General features: G+C 45.7%; 12 protein-coding genes. 4 read left to right on the top strand and 8 right to left on the bottom strand.

Annotated features, from left to right (window positions below; all coding sequences use genetic code 11):
• Positions 1–5: 5 nt before the first annotated feature.
• From HVMH_RS08655 to grpE, 5 genes are all read right to left on the bottom strand, one after another.
• Positions 6–518: a DsrE family protein gene (locus tag HVMH_RS08655; protein WP_081849414.1), complete on the bottom strand. Its 513-nt coding sequence runs from the start codon at positions 516–518 to the stop codon at positions 6–8.
• Positions 519–719: 201 nt separating this feature from the next.
• Positions 720–1,532, bottom strand: a complete 813-nt coding sequence (gene dapB / locus HVMH_RS08660; RefSeq protein ID WP_029910056.1) for a 4-hydroxy-tetrahydrodipicolinate reductase — start codon at positions 1,530–1,532, stop codon at positions 720–722.
• 23 nt (positions 1,533–1,555) lie between these two features.
• A complete protein-coding gene (gene dnaJ, locus HVMH_RS08665; RefSeq protein ID WP_029910059.1) occupies positions 1,556–2,716 on the bottom strand; it encodes a molecular chaperone DnaJ in 1,161 nt (386 codons plus the stop codon).
• A 334-nt stretch (positions 2,717–3,050) separates the two neighbouring features.
• Entirely contained in the window at positions 3,051–4,973 is a 1,923-nt protein-coding gene (gene dnaK, locus HVMH_RS08670; RefSeq protein WP_029910063.1) for a molecular chaperone DnaK, read from the bottom strand.
• A gap of 173 nt (positions 4,974–5,146) precedes the next feature.
• Positions 5,147–5,707 carry a nucleotide exchange factor GrpE gene (gene grpE, locus HVMH_RS08675; RefSeq protein ID WP_029910067.1) on the bottom strand — a complete coding sequence of 187 codons (561 nt, stop codon included), beginning with the start codon at positions 5,705–5,707 and terminating at the stop codon, positions 5,147–5,149.
• A 176-nt stretch (positions 5,708–5,883) separates the two neighbouring features.
• On the opposite strand from grpE, the gene HVMH_RS08680 reads away from it, so the two are divergent.
• Positions 5,884–6,756, top strand: coding sequence for a tetratricopeptide repeat protein (locus tag HVMH_RS08680; protein WP_029910070.1), 873 nt, complete (start codon positions 5,884–5,886; stop codon positions 6,754–6,756).
• 29 nt (positions 6,757–6,785) lie between these two features.
• On the opposite strand, the gene hrcA is transcribed toward HVMH_RS08680, so the two are convergent.
• Positions 6,786–7,778 (bottom strand): heat-inducible transcriptional repressor HrcA, encoded by a 993-nt coding sequence (gene hrcA, locus HVMH_RS08685; RefSeq protein ID WP_232087753.1) that lies wholly within the window; start codon positions 7,776–7,778, stop codon positions 6,786–6,788.
• Between the two features lie 210 nt (positions 7,779–7,988).
• Between hrcA and HVMH_RS08690 the strand changes: the two genes are divergently transcribed.
• The 3 genes from HVMH_RS08690 to HVMH_RS08700 all read left to right on the top strand — a co-directional run bounded on the left by HVMH_RS08690 (position 7,989) and on the right by HVMH_RS08700 (position 11,351).
• Positions 7,989–8,864: an NAD(+) kinase gene (locus HVMH_RS08690; protein WP_029910076.1), complete on the top strand. Its 876-nt coding sequence runs from the start codon at positions 7,989–7,991 to the stop codon at positions 8,862–8,864.
• 73 nt (positions 8,865–8,937) lie between these two features.
• Complete coding sequence (gene recN, locus HVMH_RS08695; RefSeq protein WP_029910080.1) at positions 8,938–10,602, top strand: DNA repair protein RecN; 1,665 nt, start codon at positions 8,938–8,940, stop codon at positions 10,600–10,602.
• Positions 10,603–10,694: 92 nt separating this feature from the next.
• Positions 10,695–11,351: a hypothetical protein gene (locus HVMH_RS08700; RefSeq protein ID WP_029910083.1), complete on the top strand. Its 657-nt coding sequence runs from the start codon at positions 10,695–10,697 to the stop codon at positions 11,349–11,351.
• A gap of 299 nt (positions 11,352–11,650) precedes the next feature.
• Here the strand turns inward: HVMH_RS08700 and HVMH_RS08705 are convergent, their stop codons facing one another.
• Together HVMH_RS08705 and HVMH_RS08710 are read right to left on the bottom strand one after the other, a co-directional pair.
• Positions 11,651–13,318 (bottom strand): hypothetical protein, encoded by a 1,668-nt coding sequence (locus HVMH_RS08705; protein WP_051623014.1) that lies wholly within the window; start codon positions 13,316–13,318, stop codon positions 11,651–11,653.
• Positions 13,319–13,356: 38 nt separating this feature from the next.
• Positions 13,357–15,219 carry an alkaline phosphatase PhoX gene (locus HVMH_RS08710; protein WP_029910089.1) on the bottom strand — a complete coding sequence of 621 codons (1,863 nt, stop codon included), beginning with the start codon at positions 15,217–15,219 and terminating at the stop codon, positions 13,357–13,359.
• Between the last annotated feature and the right edge of the window lie 28 nt (positions 15,220–15,247).

Genomic DNA, 15,247 nt, shown 5'->3' on the forward strand with positions numbered 1-15,247 from the left:
CGACACTACCCTACAAATTTGATGTAGGCATAGCCCTGCATCTGTAAGTCGATAATACGGGTGTAGGCATCATAAACAATCTTCACCCCGGGCAAAATGTCTTCCGGTTTCCAACGATGCGCCTTCATGGTGACATGACAGATTTCCACACTCACGCCGTGCTCAATCAGTTCATTAACCACTTTCTCATTCGGGTTTACATCAAACGGATTACCGACAAAGTCCTGATATTTTGGATCTTTCAACAGCCAATAGCCTGCCGCGCCATGCACCACCACGCTGATATGCAATTGCTTCATCGGAATGCCTTGCCCTTTATAAGCCTCCAGCAATCCTCGCACGTAATACAACGCTTGGCCAATGCCCGCTTCCATATTGTTTTGGTTCACATCGTAAACCACTTTGATATCGTGCTTATGCTGCACTTCAAGAATTGTCCGATCAGCAGCCATCACCGGCAGTGAAATGGAAAAGCAAAGTAGAAAGGTAAGCAATCCCTTGTAGAGTGTTCTAGCCATGATATTCCTCCTCTCGCGTCCTTTAAAACAAAAAATATTTCTAGGAAAACAAACGCTTATACGAAAAGGTTAGTCGTTAACCTTCTTAATCATCATACGCCGATTGAGTTCAAAAACATAACCTTCTGGATTTATTTCAGGTATAAAAAAAGCGCCAAACTATCTGAACGATAGCGGCGCTTTTTTTAAGAAAAGAAAATTTTAACGCAGGTTCAACACATCCTGCATGTCATACAATCCTGTCTCTTTCTGAACGACCCACAAGCATGAACGCGCTGCCCCTTTAGCAAAAGTCATACGACTTGATGCTTTATGGGTGATTTCCACACGCTCACCTTCAGTCGCGAACAAAACAGTGTGGTCGCCCACGATGTCACCAGCACGAACCGTAGCAAAACCGATAGTGTTCGGATCGCGTGCGCCAGTGATGCCTTCGCGCCCGTAAACCGCGCACTCTTTCAAGTCACGACCTAGCGTATCCGCAACCACTTCCCCCATACGCAATGCCGTTCCGGAAGGCGCATCAACCTTGTGGCGATGGTGCCCTTCGATAATCTCGATATCGTAGCCTTCGTTCAAGACTTCAGCCGCTTGCTTCAACAGCTTCAAACAAAGGTTCACACCCACACTGAAGTTTGCCGCGAAAATGATTGCAATACGCTCAGTCGCTTCTCGCAAAACCGCCAAGCCAGCGTCGTCAAAACCAGTGGTACCGATAACCATTTTCTTGTTTTGTGTCAAGCAGACCTTAATGTTATGCAGGGTAGCTTCCGGCGTGGTGAAGTCGATAATCACATCAAAGTCGTCAACGACCTGTTCGATTTGGTCAACGACTTTCACACCTAACGTACCGATACCAGCTAACTCACCGGCATCCGCACCGACCAAAGAAGAGCCTGGACGCGCAATCGCAGCAGCCACAGTCAAACCCTCGGTTTGATGCACCGCATCGATCAAGTTTTTACCCATTCGACCCGCTGCGCCGGTAATCGCTACTCTCAATTGCTTGTCCATTCTGCTATCCCTTTATCTTGTTCCTAGTTCCACGGGCCGTCTTTATCTTTTTTTTCGGCATCGTCGTCACCCGTAAAAAAAGATTTTACCGTATCGAAAAATCCATGTTCCTTCGGACTATGCTGTTTGTGGTGCTTGCCCTTCAAACTCGCATCGAACTGCGCCAACAAATCTTTTTGTTCTTGCGTCAACTTCACTGGCGTCTCAATATGGATTTGTACAATCATATCACCGACATGTGAAGAACGAACCGACTTGACACCTTTTCCACCCAACTTGAATCTTTGACCGGATTGCGTACCCGCAGGGATTTTCAAACTGGCTTTGCCGTTCAAGGTTGGTACATCAATCGAACCACCTAGCGCTGCCGTTGCAAACGACAAAGGTAAATCACAGAACAATGTATTGCCATCACGTTGGAAAATCGCATGATCCCTCACACGAATGCGCACGTACAAATCGCCGTGAGGTGCGCCGCGGTCGCCCGCTTCACCTTCACCTTGCAAACGAATACGGTCGCCGTTATCAACACCGGCTGGAATCTTAACATTAAGGGTTTTATGGCTGTGTTTGTAGCCTTCACCGCGACAAGACTTACAAGGAGACTTGATGATTTTCCCTGTACCGTGACAGGTCGGGCAAGAGCGAGATACCGCAAAGAAACCTTGTTGGACGCGTACTTGACCACTACCGTGACAAGTCGGACAGGTTTCTACCTCAGAGCCAGGTTCAGCGCCAGTGCCATCACAAGCTTCGCAGAACTCCTTGGTTGGGATACGGACGTCGACCGTTGTGCCTGCCACCGCTTCCTCAAGGGAAATCTCTAATTCATACTGTAAGTCATTACCCGGTTGAGGCCCGGCTTGACGGAAACCGCCCCCGAAAATATCACCGAAGATATCGCCAAAGTCAGCAAATCCGCCGCCCCCGAAACCGCCAAATCCACCGCCTGCACTGCCATCGACACCGGCATGACCAAACTGGTCATAGGCTTGACGTTTTTGAGGATCGGAAAGAATTTCATAAGCTTCAGAAGCTTCTTTGAACTTATCTTCCGCTTCTGTGTTATCCGGGTTACGGTCTGGGTGATAACGCATCGCCAGTTTGCGATACGCTTTTTTGATTTCGCCATCGGAAGCGGTTTTCACAACTTCCAGAATTTCGTAGTAATCTCTTTTGCTCATAATGTCAGTGATTAGATTTAATTTAAGTTTTTATTCAAAAACTGCCAGGTTGGGGATGCCTGCGTTGGCATTTTTCAAATAAAAACTGGGTTAGATAATTAGCGTTTAAAAATAAAACGGGCAATGTTAAATCGCCCGAATTATACAGAAGTTTCTGCTTTCAAGTTTGAAACCTTAGTTTCGCTCATAAAGAAGCCTCGATTAGCGCGCGAGTTCAAGGCGGAGAAATGTGAGCTTACGATGAGTAAGTGACCATTTCTCGCCTTACCCCTGCGGGCGGCGAGTACTGTGTTTCCCAACGCAGAAATCGCGTGCTTAGTGAGGCTGAACAGAATTACTTCTTATCGTCGTTTACTTCTTCAAATTCAGCATCAACGATATCGTCATCTGCCGAAGAAGAACCTTGTTTGCTACCTGCACCTGCATCACCTTCTGGTGCTTGCTGAGCGTAAGCTTTCTCTGCTAGTTTTTGGCTAGCTGCTGCCAAGGCTTGAGATTTCTCTTCGATAGCATCTTTGCTATCACCTTTGATGGCTTCTTCCAAATCAGCAATCGCTTTTTCAATTGCTTCTTTTTCTGCAGCATCAACGGCATCACCTTGCTCAGACAATAGTTTCTTCGTACCGTGAATCATCGCATCCGCTTGGTTGCGAGACTCAACTAGCTCTTTCAACTTAGCATCTTCAGCAGCATGTGCTTCAGCATCTTTCACCATCGCTTCGATTTCTTCTTCAGATAGACCAGAAGAAGCTTGAATCGTGATGTGTTGCTCTTTGTTGGTTGCCTTATCTTTCGCAGAAACATTCAAGATACCGTTAGCGTCGATATCAAATGTAACTTCAATTTGAGGCGTACCACGTTGTGCTGGTGGGATTTCATCCAGGTTGAATTGACCTAGAGATTTGTTCCCAGAAGCCATTTCACGCTCACCTTGAAGTACGTGAATGGTTACCGCAGCTTGGTTATCTTCCGCCGTTGAGAAAGTTTGCGACTTACGTGTTGGGATCGTCGTGTTTTTCTCGATCAACTTAGTCATAACACCCCCCATGGTCTCAATACCTAGAGATAGAGGCGTTACATCAAGCAATAGTACGTCACTTACGTCACCAGACAATACACCACCTTGAATCGCAGCACCCATTGCAACCGCTTCATCAGGGTTAACGTCTTTACGTGGCTCTTTTCCGAAGAACTCTTTAACTTTCGCTTGAACCATTGGCACACGAGTCGAACCACCCACCAAGATAACATCGTCGATTTCAGAAGCAGATAGACCTGCATCCGCCAACGCTGTTTTACATGGCGCGATAGAACGTGCAACCAACTCTTCGATCAAAGACTCAAATTTGGCACGAGTGATTTTCATGTTCAAGTGCTTAGGACCAGTCGCATCCGCAGTTACGTATGGCAAGTTGATGTCAGTCTGCTCACGAGAAGACAACTCAATCTTCGCTTTTTCCGCTGCTTCACGAACACGTTGTAGTGCTAGCTTGTCTAGTTTCAAGTCAACGTTTTGGTCTTTCTTGAACTCAGTCGCAATGTAATCAACGATCACGTTATCGAAGTCTTCACCCCCTAGGAAAGTGTCACCGTTAGTAGACAATACTTCTACTTGCTTCTCACCGTCTAGGTCAGCTACTTCAATGATAGAGATATCGAAAGTACCACCACCCAAGTCATAAACCGCGATTTTGCTATCCGTTTTAACTTTATCCATACCGTAAGCCAAAGCAGCCGCAGTTGGTTCGTTGATGATACGTTTTACATCAAGACCCGCAATTTTACCGGCATCTTTCGTCGCTTGACGTTGAGCATCGTTGAAGTAAGCAGGAACCGTTACCACCGCTTCAGTGATTTCGTGACCAAGGTAGTCTTCTGCTGTTTTCTTCATCTTCATCAAAGTACGCGCAGAAACTTCTTGAGGAGACAGTTTCTTACCATCAACTTCTACCCACGCATCACCGTTGTCAGCTGGGATGATTTTGTAAGGAACCATGTCCTTATCTTTAGTTACAACCGCATCGTCAGCACGACGACCAATCAAACGTTTGATCGCGAACAAAGTGTTTTCTGGGTTAGTAACTGCTTGACGTTTTGCAGAATCCCCAACCAATACTTCACCGTCTTGCGTATAAGCAACGATAGATGGTGTTGTACGCGCACCTTCCGCGTTAGGGATAACCTTAACGTCTTTACCTTCCATGACCGCCACACAAGAGTTGGTGGTACCCAAGTCAATCCCGATGATTTTTGCCATAATGTTTCTCCAAATTTGAGTTCCGAATCCTGTTCGGAGCACATGATTTTTAAATCTAAATTTTTAAAGGTTTTTCAAAGTTATCTTGTATATAAGGTAGGGTTTTTCGTTTTCAAGGCAATCACTCAAAAAATGTGAATTTTCTTTGCCTATTTCCAACCCTTTACCCTAAATTACTGTGCAACGATGACGCGAGCTGGGCGCACCAAACGCTCGTTCAACACATAGCCTTTCTGAATAACGTCCATAACCGTGTTGGAATCATGCTCCGGTGACGGTACCATTGTCATGGCTTCATGGTGTTGCGGATTAAACTTCTCGCCCTTAGGGTCAATGCGTTCTACGTTGAAATCCGCCAATACATCCAATGTTTGTTTGAAGGTCATTTCAAGCCCTTCACGAATGCTTTCCAAAGTGGCTTCATCCATCTTCGCGGCATCCAGCCCCATTTCCATTGAGTCCAAAACCGGAATCAAAGCGTTCACAAATTTTTCCAATGCAAACTTATGGGCGTTTTCAACATCAATACGCGTACGACGTTTTAGGTTTTCCATGTCCGCAAGGGTTCTTAGCGCCAAATCTTTTTGTGCATCGACTTCTTTCTGCGCTTCTTGAAGCATGGCATTCAAGTCGTTTGAAACCGCTTGTTCGGCATCTTGCGTTTCTTCAGAAATTTCTGAATCAACGGTTGGAATTTGATCTTCAGCTGCTTGAGCCTGTTCTTTCTTCGACATGCATTTCTCCGCATAAAAAATAACTTAAATCGGCAGATTTATGGGGGCGTAATTTTAGAATTCAAGACAAAAACAGAATTTTTTTCAAAAAAGACGCTTTAAAGGCATTTATGGATAGCCCGAGCGTGTTTTTCTAAGCCTGTTATAATATGAGCCTCGATGAAAAGGAACTTAATATGGCAAAACCAGACGTTTACAACTTTGAAATTTCCGATCAAGATTTTGACGATATCGTTTTAACCAACTCTCAAAAACTGCCCGTATTCGTCCTGTTTTTAAGCCCTGCCATCGGTAGCTGTATCTCACTGGAAAATATTCTAATCGACTACGCACACAAATTCGCTGGTCAATTTATCTTGGCAAGACTGGACATCGACATGTATACCGATGCCCGCGAAAAGTTCAATATTCAAAACGTCCCGACGCTGATGGTCTTCAAAGATGGTGAAGCCATTCATGAAGAAGTCGGCGTCATGACCTATGAGAGCCTTGCTGCTCTATTCAAACAATTCGGCATCTACAACCTTGCCGACGAACTGCGTGAGCAGGCCAAAGTCAAGCATAGCGAAGGCAACACACCTGAAGCGGTACAACTTCTATCGCAAGCAGCCAAAGAAGATGCCGGCAATGTCGATGTTGCCATGGACATGTGTCAGATTTTTTTGGATATCAACATGCTTGCCGAGGCCGCGGAATTATTCACTCGCCTGCCGGACAGCATCAAAGAAGAAAACCGCCCACGCTTTTTGATTGGGCAAATCACCTTCAAAAAACTGGCGTTGGATACTGCTGGCAAAGCCGCTTTATCGGTGCAATTAGAATCACAACCAGAAGACGAAGACACTTTGTTTGATTTGGCGGTTTGCCATATTGCTGACCAAGACTATGACAACGGGATGGCACACCTTTTCAAATTGCTACAAGGCAATCCTGGCGCTAAAGGTGGCGGTGCAAAAGAGTTGTCATTGGCAACCATCAATATGCTTGAAACCATGATGCCGGAAACCGCGAATGATTTTCGCCGCAAAATGAACAATATTATTTCTTAAGCTGAATGGTGTGCGCTTAACGATTGCACTTAGCGATTGCCTTTGAGCAATGAGCTGAGAATCTTCGCCGTCATATCAACACGTGGCACGATGTGGTCGTAATGCATGCGAGACGGCCCTACCACACCCAATACACCGACCACTTCACCATCCACGTCGTAAGGCGTGGTGACGATACTGCAATTTTGGTAGATTTCATGTCCGCACTCGTTCCCGATAAACACCTGCACGCCTTTGGCTTGCATGGATTTATCCAATAAGTTCAACATGTGGGTATGTTGCTCGAAAGATTGGAATAGCGCTTTAAGCTTGTCGGTATCCGCCAGCTCTTGATAGTTCAACAAGTTGGTTTTACCGGAAATAAAGTAAGGTGCCACAGCTTTGGTTTTGCTGTCAATCACGTCATCTGCGGCATCCATAATGGCACGCATCAACTGGTTCATGTTCAAACGGATTTCATCCATCTGATTCACCAGTTTATCTTTCACATCGCGCAAACTGTGTCCGACAAAATGTTTGTTCAGGTAATTCGCCACTTCCAACAACTCGGATTCCGAAGCGGCTTCTTCCAACTCAATAATACGGTTTTGAACATCGTTATCATTGAGTACCAACACCACCAACAAACGTCTTTCGCCCAAACGCACAAAGTCGATATGGCGCAACACTTCCTGCTCTTTGTTCGGAAGCATCACCAAACTCGCCATCCCCGTTAAGCTGGACAGAATATTGGAGGCAGAACCAATCAATTCGTCCTGCGTTTGCGCACGCTGGAATCCTTGCTGGATGTTTTGTTGCACGGTTTGGTTAAGAGGTTGCACCGTCAAGATCGTATCGACGAATACACGAAAGCCCAAGTCGGTTGGGATACGCCCCGCGGAAGTGTGCGGCGAATGAATCAACCCCATTCTTTCCAAATCCGCCATGACATTACGAACCGTAGCGGAACTCACCCCTACTTCCGGCAATTTTGCCAATGCAGTCGAACCGACAGGCTTGCCATCGTTCAGATACATCGACATCAAATTTTTAAACAAAAGTTCAGATCGTTCGTTAAAGTTCATAGGGGGAAATGTTTTTTGCGTTAATTAACCATATTATGGAAGCGATTTTTTCATTTTCAAGCTAAAATCATCCAAATCATAATGAAAAACCCCAGCCAAATCCGGCAAAATGAAACTGCACGGAATTCGGCGATGACACATTAAAACGGATACTCGGGTTAACATCAAATGTTTAATAAAATCGGCATCTTCGGAAAATACAATGGCATTCAATCCTGGGAACTGATTGATAAGCTGATTCTCTATTTTCAGGAAAAAGAAAAACGCGTCATTCTTGATGCACATAGTTGTAAAGACTTTCCTGTGGAGCGCTATGGCATTGAAAAACTTCAGCGCGAAGACATGCTCAAGGAAATTGACTTCGCCGTTGTGGTCGGCGGAGACGGTACTTTTCTGGATGTTGCCCGTACCATTGTCGATTTTGAAGTTCCGATTCTCGGCATCAACCTCGGCCGCCTAGGCTTTCTCACCGACGTTTCTCCAGACTGGATGATCTATACCCTCAACGAAGTGTTGGCGGACGACTACAAGTGTGAAGAACGCATCATGTTGCATGTGCAAATTCATTTGGACGGCAAACTACTCTTTGAAGAAGTAGCCTTCAATGACGTGGTGCTACACAAAAATGACTCCCCTCGTATGGTCGAGTTCGAAACCTTCATTGATGACCGTTTTTTCAGTAGCCAACGCTCGGATGGATTGATTATCTCTACCCCAACCGGTTCAACAGCTTATTCGCTTTCTGCCGGCGGGCCAATTGTTGATCCGGGGCTAGACGTCATGACCTTGGTTTCCATCAATCCGCACACCATGAGTCATCGTCCGGTAGTGGTTGGCGGTAACAGCCGTATTCGCATCAAACCCCATGACAACTGCAATGGCACGGCATCCATTATCTGTGATGGTCAGGTGTCCTTTTTGATTGGTGCAAAACACGAAACCATCGTGACACGTCATCCAAAATTCATCAAAATGGTTCACCCTAAAGACCACGATCACTATGAGTTGCTGAGAGCCAAGCTGAACTGGGGCCAAAAGCTCTAGGTAAAAACTCTAGATGACGCCATTGTGCAATGACATTTATTGAGACACTTATAACTTTCTAATTTGAAGATTTATGCTGCAAACACTCACCATTCAAAACCTTGCCCTGATTGAAAAACTGTCATTGGATTTCCACTCCGGTTTTACCACCCTTACCGGGGAAACCGGCGCGGGTAAATCCATTCTCTTGGATGCACTGGGTTTAGCACTCGGTGAGCGTGCAGACAGCGGCTTGGTGCGTCACGGCACCCCAAGAGCAGACATCACGGCCGACTTTGAGGTACAAGGTCTTCCTCAAGTACAAGCGTGGTTGGCGGACAATGAATTCGACGACGAAGGCAACTGCCTGCTAAGAAGAACCCTCACCTCCGAGGGGCGTTCAAAAGCCTATATCAATGGATTGCCTGCGTCGATTTCTCAATTGAAAGGGTTGAGTGATTTATTGATCGATATTCACGGTCAACATGAACATCAATCCCTGCTTCACAGCAATAAACAACTTGAACTGTTGGATGCCTACGCCAACCATCCAAAACTATTGGAAGGCACGCAACAAACCTATCAACAATGGCAAAGCCTCAAAAAGCGCTATAAAACCCTGCATGAGCAACAAAGCGACAGACAAAGCCAGCTAGACCTGCTCAACTTCCAGCTCAAAGAATTCGACAAAGTCATGCCCGTCGCAGACGAATACGACGCCTTGGCAGAAGAACAAAACGGCTTGGCGCATGCCAGTGAAATCAAGCAAGCTGTGTACAACGCCTACGAACTGATTGAGGGCGAAGAAGGCGTCACCGAAAAACTCAGCAGTGCCATTCACGCATTGGAGTCTGTTGCCGAATACAGCCCTACCTTGGAAAAGATTACCGAGCAACTCAACTCCTTGTTGATAGACGCCCAAGAAGCTGCCAATGACATTCAAGCACAAGACCACCATATCGACCTTGATCCGGCACGTTTACAAGCAGTGGATGAACGCCTATCCGAGCTGTTCGGCTTGGCAAAGCGCTACACGCTCGAGCCACAAGAGTTGGTCGACAAGCACCAACAAATCCGCGAGGCACTTGCAGAGCTAGAAGACTCAGATGCCTCATTGGAAAGTTTGAAGGCAGAGATTGAGCAAGCCGAAGCCGCCTACCAAAAAGCAGCAGATGCCCTCACCAAATCTCGCGGCACTTCTGGTAAGCAACTTGGTGATACCGTAACAGATGCCATGAAAACCCTTGGCATGGAAAACGGTCAGTTCAAAATCGAGATTACCCCTAGTGACAAACCGAGTGCTACAGGGTCAGATACCGTTAATTTCCTCGTCACTGCAAACAAAGGGCAACCTTTACAACCTTTGGCTAAGGTCGCTTCCGGTGGTGAACTCTCACGTATCAGCTTGGCAATACAAGTTGCCAGTGCCGAGGTCGCCAGCTTACCGACTTTGATTTTCGATGAAGTGGATGTCGGTATCGGCGGCGGTATTGCCGAAGTGGTTGGGCAGAAGATGCAACAACTGGGTAAACACAGACAAATCCTGTCCATCACTCACTTGGCGCAAGTAGCGGCTTATGGAAACCAACACTTGAACATTGCCAAATCAACGGATGGCGAGCAAACCACTACGCAAGTGACTGAATTGGGTGAAGCGGAACGCATTGAAGAACTAGCGAGAATGCTGGGGGGTATGACCATTACTGAGAATACGAGGAATCATGCTAAGGAAATGTTGGCAACTGCGCAGAAAAAGTAACCAACTACGTAGCTATCTATAAAAAAACAGGCTTTTTCCTGTAGTTTTTCCCACAATTAATTTAGAAGAATGATTTTATGTTGGAATAAGCAATGACTAACAAGCAGACAGATAAAACCAGCCCTCCACCTCATGAAAAATCAAACCATAGGGTAACAATTATATCTGTAATCATTACAGCCATTACCTCTATCTTCGGAACATGGTATGCAACTAGTTCAACGAATAATTCAAAAGAGTTGGAAATTGCTGTAAGTGCCTATCAAAACTCCTCTACAGCAAATGAAGAACTGAAACAATGGTCAAAAAAAGTTATTGAACAGAAATCAGGAATTTCTTTGATGCCTCAATTAAATGATTTTAATGACCCAAAAGAATCATATTTATTTACGAAGAAACAAATTGATAACCTTATAGAATTGCGAAAACCGACCATGCCAGCGGATTTACTAACCGTCAATATTTCTTGGAAAAAGCTTCCTGAAAACTCTACATGGGGTGACTTGGCAAAAAACTATAAAGAAAACCAATATCGCTTCAATATGCAAAAAAGTTACCTTGAGGCACTTATTGCAATCATAAGATGCAACCCATCTTATTACGACTTTAAATATGATCCTCCTAGCTTCTTACATAAAGATGAAAAAGAATTTGGAGAGCCTCAAATAGATAAAGAAAAATTTGAGCATGAAAACAAATTTCTTTGCTACGACTTGAACCATTCTTCATCTTCAAAGGTTTCGCCTTGATCACTTCTGAAAGATCGTACTGGCAGGTTTTAGTCCCTTTGAAAATTAACCGCCCTACTTCTTAACGAAGTGAGCGCGTTAAAAATGGCGCTGTTTGAGCGAAGCGAGTTCGCCATTTTGCGGGAACGAGTTTAGAAGTATCGGGGAATTTTCAGGGTTGCCTTCTTTGGTTACTTTCTTGGCAACGCAAGAAAGTAACAAGGCGCCCAAAGAAGAAAAATACAGGAAGACAAAAATCTATTTCGGGGCGACTTAATCAAAGACGGTTTCAGTTGCTCCCCCAACCTGGTAGATTTTTATTATTTAACCGCCTCAACTTTCACCGCTTGCTGAAGTCCAGTCGTTTGACCTTCTTTCACTTGCTGATAAACCGTTTTATCTAGGGGAGCAATATGTGCCTCCCGCCCTCTTGCAAAACTCTGCTCATCCACAATCACTTTATAGGCTTTATTAAGTTGCATGGCGCGTTGTTGGCTAGGCCAAAGCAAGTAGGTAATGTCTTTCTCTAAATGGTTTTTTGCCTGTGGTTTGAGCTGCCCGTTCTTGTCGAAAAACTTGGCTTCCACCTCACTATTGTCTCGGAACTCATTGCCCGAATGGTTTTGTAGCAGATAATTGGCAAACTCACCGATTGCTTTGCCATCCACTTTAACCAGCTTGTCCGCAACGTTTTTTAGGCTGTGCTGAGAAGCATGAAACCAACCTTGTTGAAAGTGACTTTCATCCAACTTTCTGGGGAAGGCAAAACTACTGTCCGTGGTCGCACCAATGCCGGAATGACAACCGATACACGACAAAGTTTCTTGATAAGTTTGCGGGCGTAATGCGCCTTGCTTGTCTTCAATAAACCCTTGATACACCCAACCTTGTCCGTTGTATAAACCGGTTTCTTCATTGCCTTGCACACGACGCAAACGCTCAGGAAAGTCATCCGCCTCTTTGGTTTCTGACATGGCGGCGTTGCGCAGTTGAAAGTAAGTATTCCACGCGACTTTACGGGCATAACGCACTTCTTTCATGCGTGGAGACAAAACTACCTCTCCCGCTTGATCGAAAGCGATGTATCGCACGGTGTGCAAAAACTCAGTACCTTCCGGGTACAAGCCTGCCGCTAAATGAAGTTCGCCCGCCTGCTGCAATGCTTTGGCTTGCCCGACATAAGACATATTTTGACCTTTGAGCGGTGCCCAGCGGTAAACCACTTTATCGGCAATATCGAGTTTGCCGTTGCGGTTTAAATCTACGCCATAGTGTGCTTCATCTACGGGAGAAATGGGCACATCACGGCGTTGAATCATCGCCTCGACAATGGCGAGATTGAGTTTATAAACGGCTAAACTGAACTGCCCTCTTTCATCTTGCTGAAAGGACGTCGAAAGACGAATCAACACATCATCGGTACTGCCGTTAGTCGGCCAGAAGGCGCCCATAAAAGGTCGGTAACCAAAGGCTCGCCATCCAGTCAGTTTGCCATCCGGCGCTTTATCAAACCCTTGGTGATCAAAGTGAAAGTAGGCATCCGGCAGATAGCCGTTCCAGCGACCATCCTGATTGACATCCCAGGCTTTGGGTAAATGAGATGTCAGCTTTTCATCCAACAGCAACTTGCCCTGATGTTGGTAGTTGTTTTGTTGGATATAACTGACGATTTGCTGATTGGAAATCTTAGCAATCTGAGGTCGCCTATCCTTAAACAGGTTTGACCATGGATTACGTCGCATGGATGCGGGAAAGTCATAACTCAGTTGTAAGTCGGCATCATCCGCAAAATTGGGCGCGAGACTTTGAGTATGACAGGCAAAACAGGGGTTATGCACGCGAGCGACTTGCCCGGTGCTAACTTTGTGTTCTGTCTGTGTATAGCACTGCGGCGGGATATAACGCCCTAGCACATCAATCGGTTGAGTGGATGCGTTTGCAGCGCTATTCACCAATAACCCAAAAAACAAAAAGCCGGCCTTGAACACAAGACCGACTCTTGGACTAACAATAAAACCCGATTGCATTATTTAGGTTGAGTACTGAACTTGAATGGTCCGATATAACCGGCTTCAGTTTTGGTATCAACACCTGCTGGGCGAACATAGTCTTTTTTCACTTCACCGAATGGGTGTTGCGTAGTCATCGTCAGATAACCAAATCCATTGATGTCTTTGTACCAGTAAGGCGAAGTGGTTTCCGCACCGAAAGGCACTGTGAAGATACGTTGCATTTCATCCGACTTGGTGTGATAAGCCCAAACCATGTCATTTGGATGTTTGCTGGTGTCTTCACCCACCACCAACAAATGCGCGCCTGGTAGGTAAGTCAGGTTATCTGGGTTGGCAACACCGTTGATGTCACACTTGTTACCTTCGTACTCTGTCCCTTTATAGCTCTTAGGCGTGCCTTCCAACAAACCAACCATGTTTTTCACAACATAGTCAGAACCGATTTTTTCGTCTTTAGCGACATCCGACTGATAAACACCGCCACAGAAGTTGTAAGCCAACTGGATATCGTTTGGTCCACCGATGTCATAAGTATCTTTCGACTTCCCTTTCTTAGCGAAGTTCTCCATACCTTCACGTACTTGCGACATAGCAACATATAGTTTGTTGTCATCAGGGTTGAAAGTGATACCTTCTTCCTTGTTGAACTCGACCGTCGCACCTTTGTAAGCAGCCATACGACGTGTTTCCAAGCGGCTGGCGATCATTTCATCTGCTGCATCGACTTTACCGTCTTTGTTGACGTCCATCAGTTTCAAACACTCATGTCCGGCGGATGCATTGACGGATTGGAATCCTGTCGGACAAGAATCACCTTTCGGTTTTGCTGTCTCGAAGATGTCATCAAAATGAGGCTTGGTGGCAACAAAATCTTTCACGGTTTTGTTATCCGCATGCCCTAGTGAAATCCATTCGATTTGTGCAGCACCTAACCCTTTCGACCAAGTTTGATGCCACTTGGCGGCATAAAGTGTTCCCGCGCTCAAATCCTGCGTTTTGTCAGCAACGAACATGAAGAAACCAACATTCGCACCATCATCAGACAAATAAACCGTACGGTTGTCTGGCATGACATACGCCAACTCATGCGCGAAACGCCCCATGCTGTAATGTTTGGTGTACTGGGGTTGACCCTTGTCATCAATAGAAACTTCAGGCGTCCAACCGTAGAAATATGGGTTGTTTTTCAGAATGTCACCGTGCCAGTAGAACTCACCGACTGACTGATAATAACGGTTGCTTTGGTATGGCTTAGGCGCTTTTGGGTTGGCATCCGGCTCATATTCTTCCGATCCCAAATGTGACTGCCAAGGCGTAGTGACACCCGCACAGTGTACCCAACCACCAAAATCTTCTTTTTGGCTGATGAACTGCAAGCTGTTTGGCTTCAAGCTCAAGTGACCATCTTTAGATTGCTCCAGTTGGTTGACGTACATCGCCCCTGGACCACACTCGAATTGTGACACCATATACAAGTTTTCATTCTTTTGTAGAATCGACACATGGTCCAAACCAGAACCTTCGCCAGTGTCCGTACCGTTACATAGATACGCAGAACCGTCGGCTTCACGAATAACCTTGTCCTGATAATCCTTCACCACACCGAAAGTTTCACCATTGTCTTGCTGACCGGTTTGCATCAAACGATGATAATCAATCGCTTGCTCTTGACCGTTGATCGTGACTTTTTTCACCGAACGGATTTCATCTTTTTCCTGCTGTGTGACCGCAGGCGCAATTGGCTGAAAATCGACTGATAACCTAGCTGGTTTTTGTGAACTTGGTTTGGTTGGCTGCTGACTACAAGCACTTAAAGCGCCCAGACCACCGACAACAATAACCGATAAAATTGAACGATAAAGCAATGAAGTTTTCATGACACATCCCAGTGAAACAAATAAGTTT

It is taken from the genome of Hydrogenovibrio marinus (assembly GCF_013340845.1).
GTDB lineage: Bacteria > Pseudomonadota > Gammaproteobacteria > Thiomicrospirales > Thiomicrospiraceae > Hydrogenovibrio > Hydrogenovibrio marinus.

Coding starts and splice junctions, on each gene's coding strand:
- HVMH_RS08690 (WP_029910076.1), top strand. CDS start 7,989: ATGTTTAATAAAATCGGCATCTTCGGAAAATACAATGGCATTCAATCC.
- HVMH_RS08700 (WP_029910083.1), top strand. CDS start 10,695: ATGACTAACAAGCAGACAGATAAAACCAGCCCTCCACCTCATGAAAAA.
- HVMH_RS08710 (WP_029910089.1), bottom strand. CDS start 15,219: ATGAAAACTTCATTGCTTTATCGTTCAATTTTATCGGTTATTGTTGTC.
- dnaK (WP_029910063.1), bottom strand. CDS start 4,973: ATGGCAAAAATCATCGGGATTGACTTGGGTACCACCAACTCTTGTGTG.
- recN (WP_029910080.1), top strand. CDS start 8,938: ATGCTGCAAACACTCACCATTCAAAACCTTGCCCTGATTGAAAAACTG.
- HVMH_RS08655 (WP_081849414.1), bottom strand. CDS start 518: ATGGCTAGAACACTCTACAAGGGATTGCTTACCTTTCTACTTTGCTTT.
- grpE (WP_029910067.1), bottom strand. CDS start 5,707: ATGTCGAAGAAAGAACAGGCTCAAGCAGCTGAAGATCAAATTCCAACC.
- dnaJ (WP_029910059.1), bottom strand. CDS start 2,716: ATGAGCAAAAGAGATTACTACGAAATTCTGGAAGTTGTGAAAACCGCT.
- hrcA (WP_232087753.1), bottom strand. CDS start 7,778: ATGTCGATGTATCTGAACGATGGCAAGCCTGTCGGTTCGACTGCATTG.
- HVMH_RS08680 (WP_029910070.1), top strand. CDS start 5,884: ATGGCAAAACCAGACGTTTACAACTTTGAAATTTCCGATCAAGATTTT.
- dapB (WP_029910056.1), bottom strand. CDS start 1,532: ATGGACAAGCAATTGAGAGTAGCGATTACCGGCGCAGCGGGTCGAATG.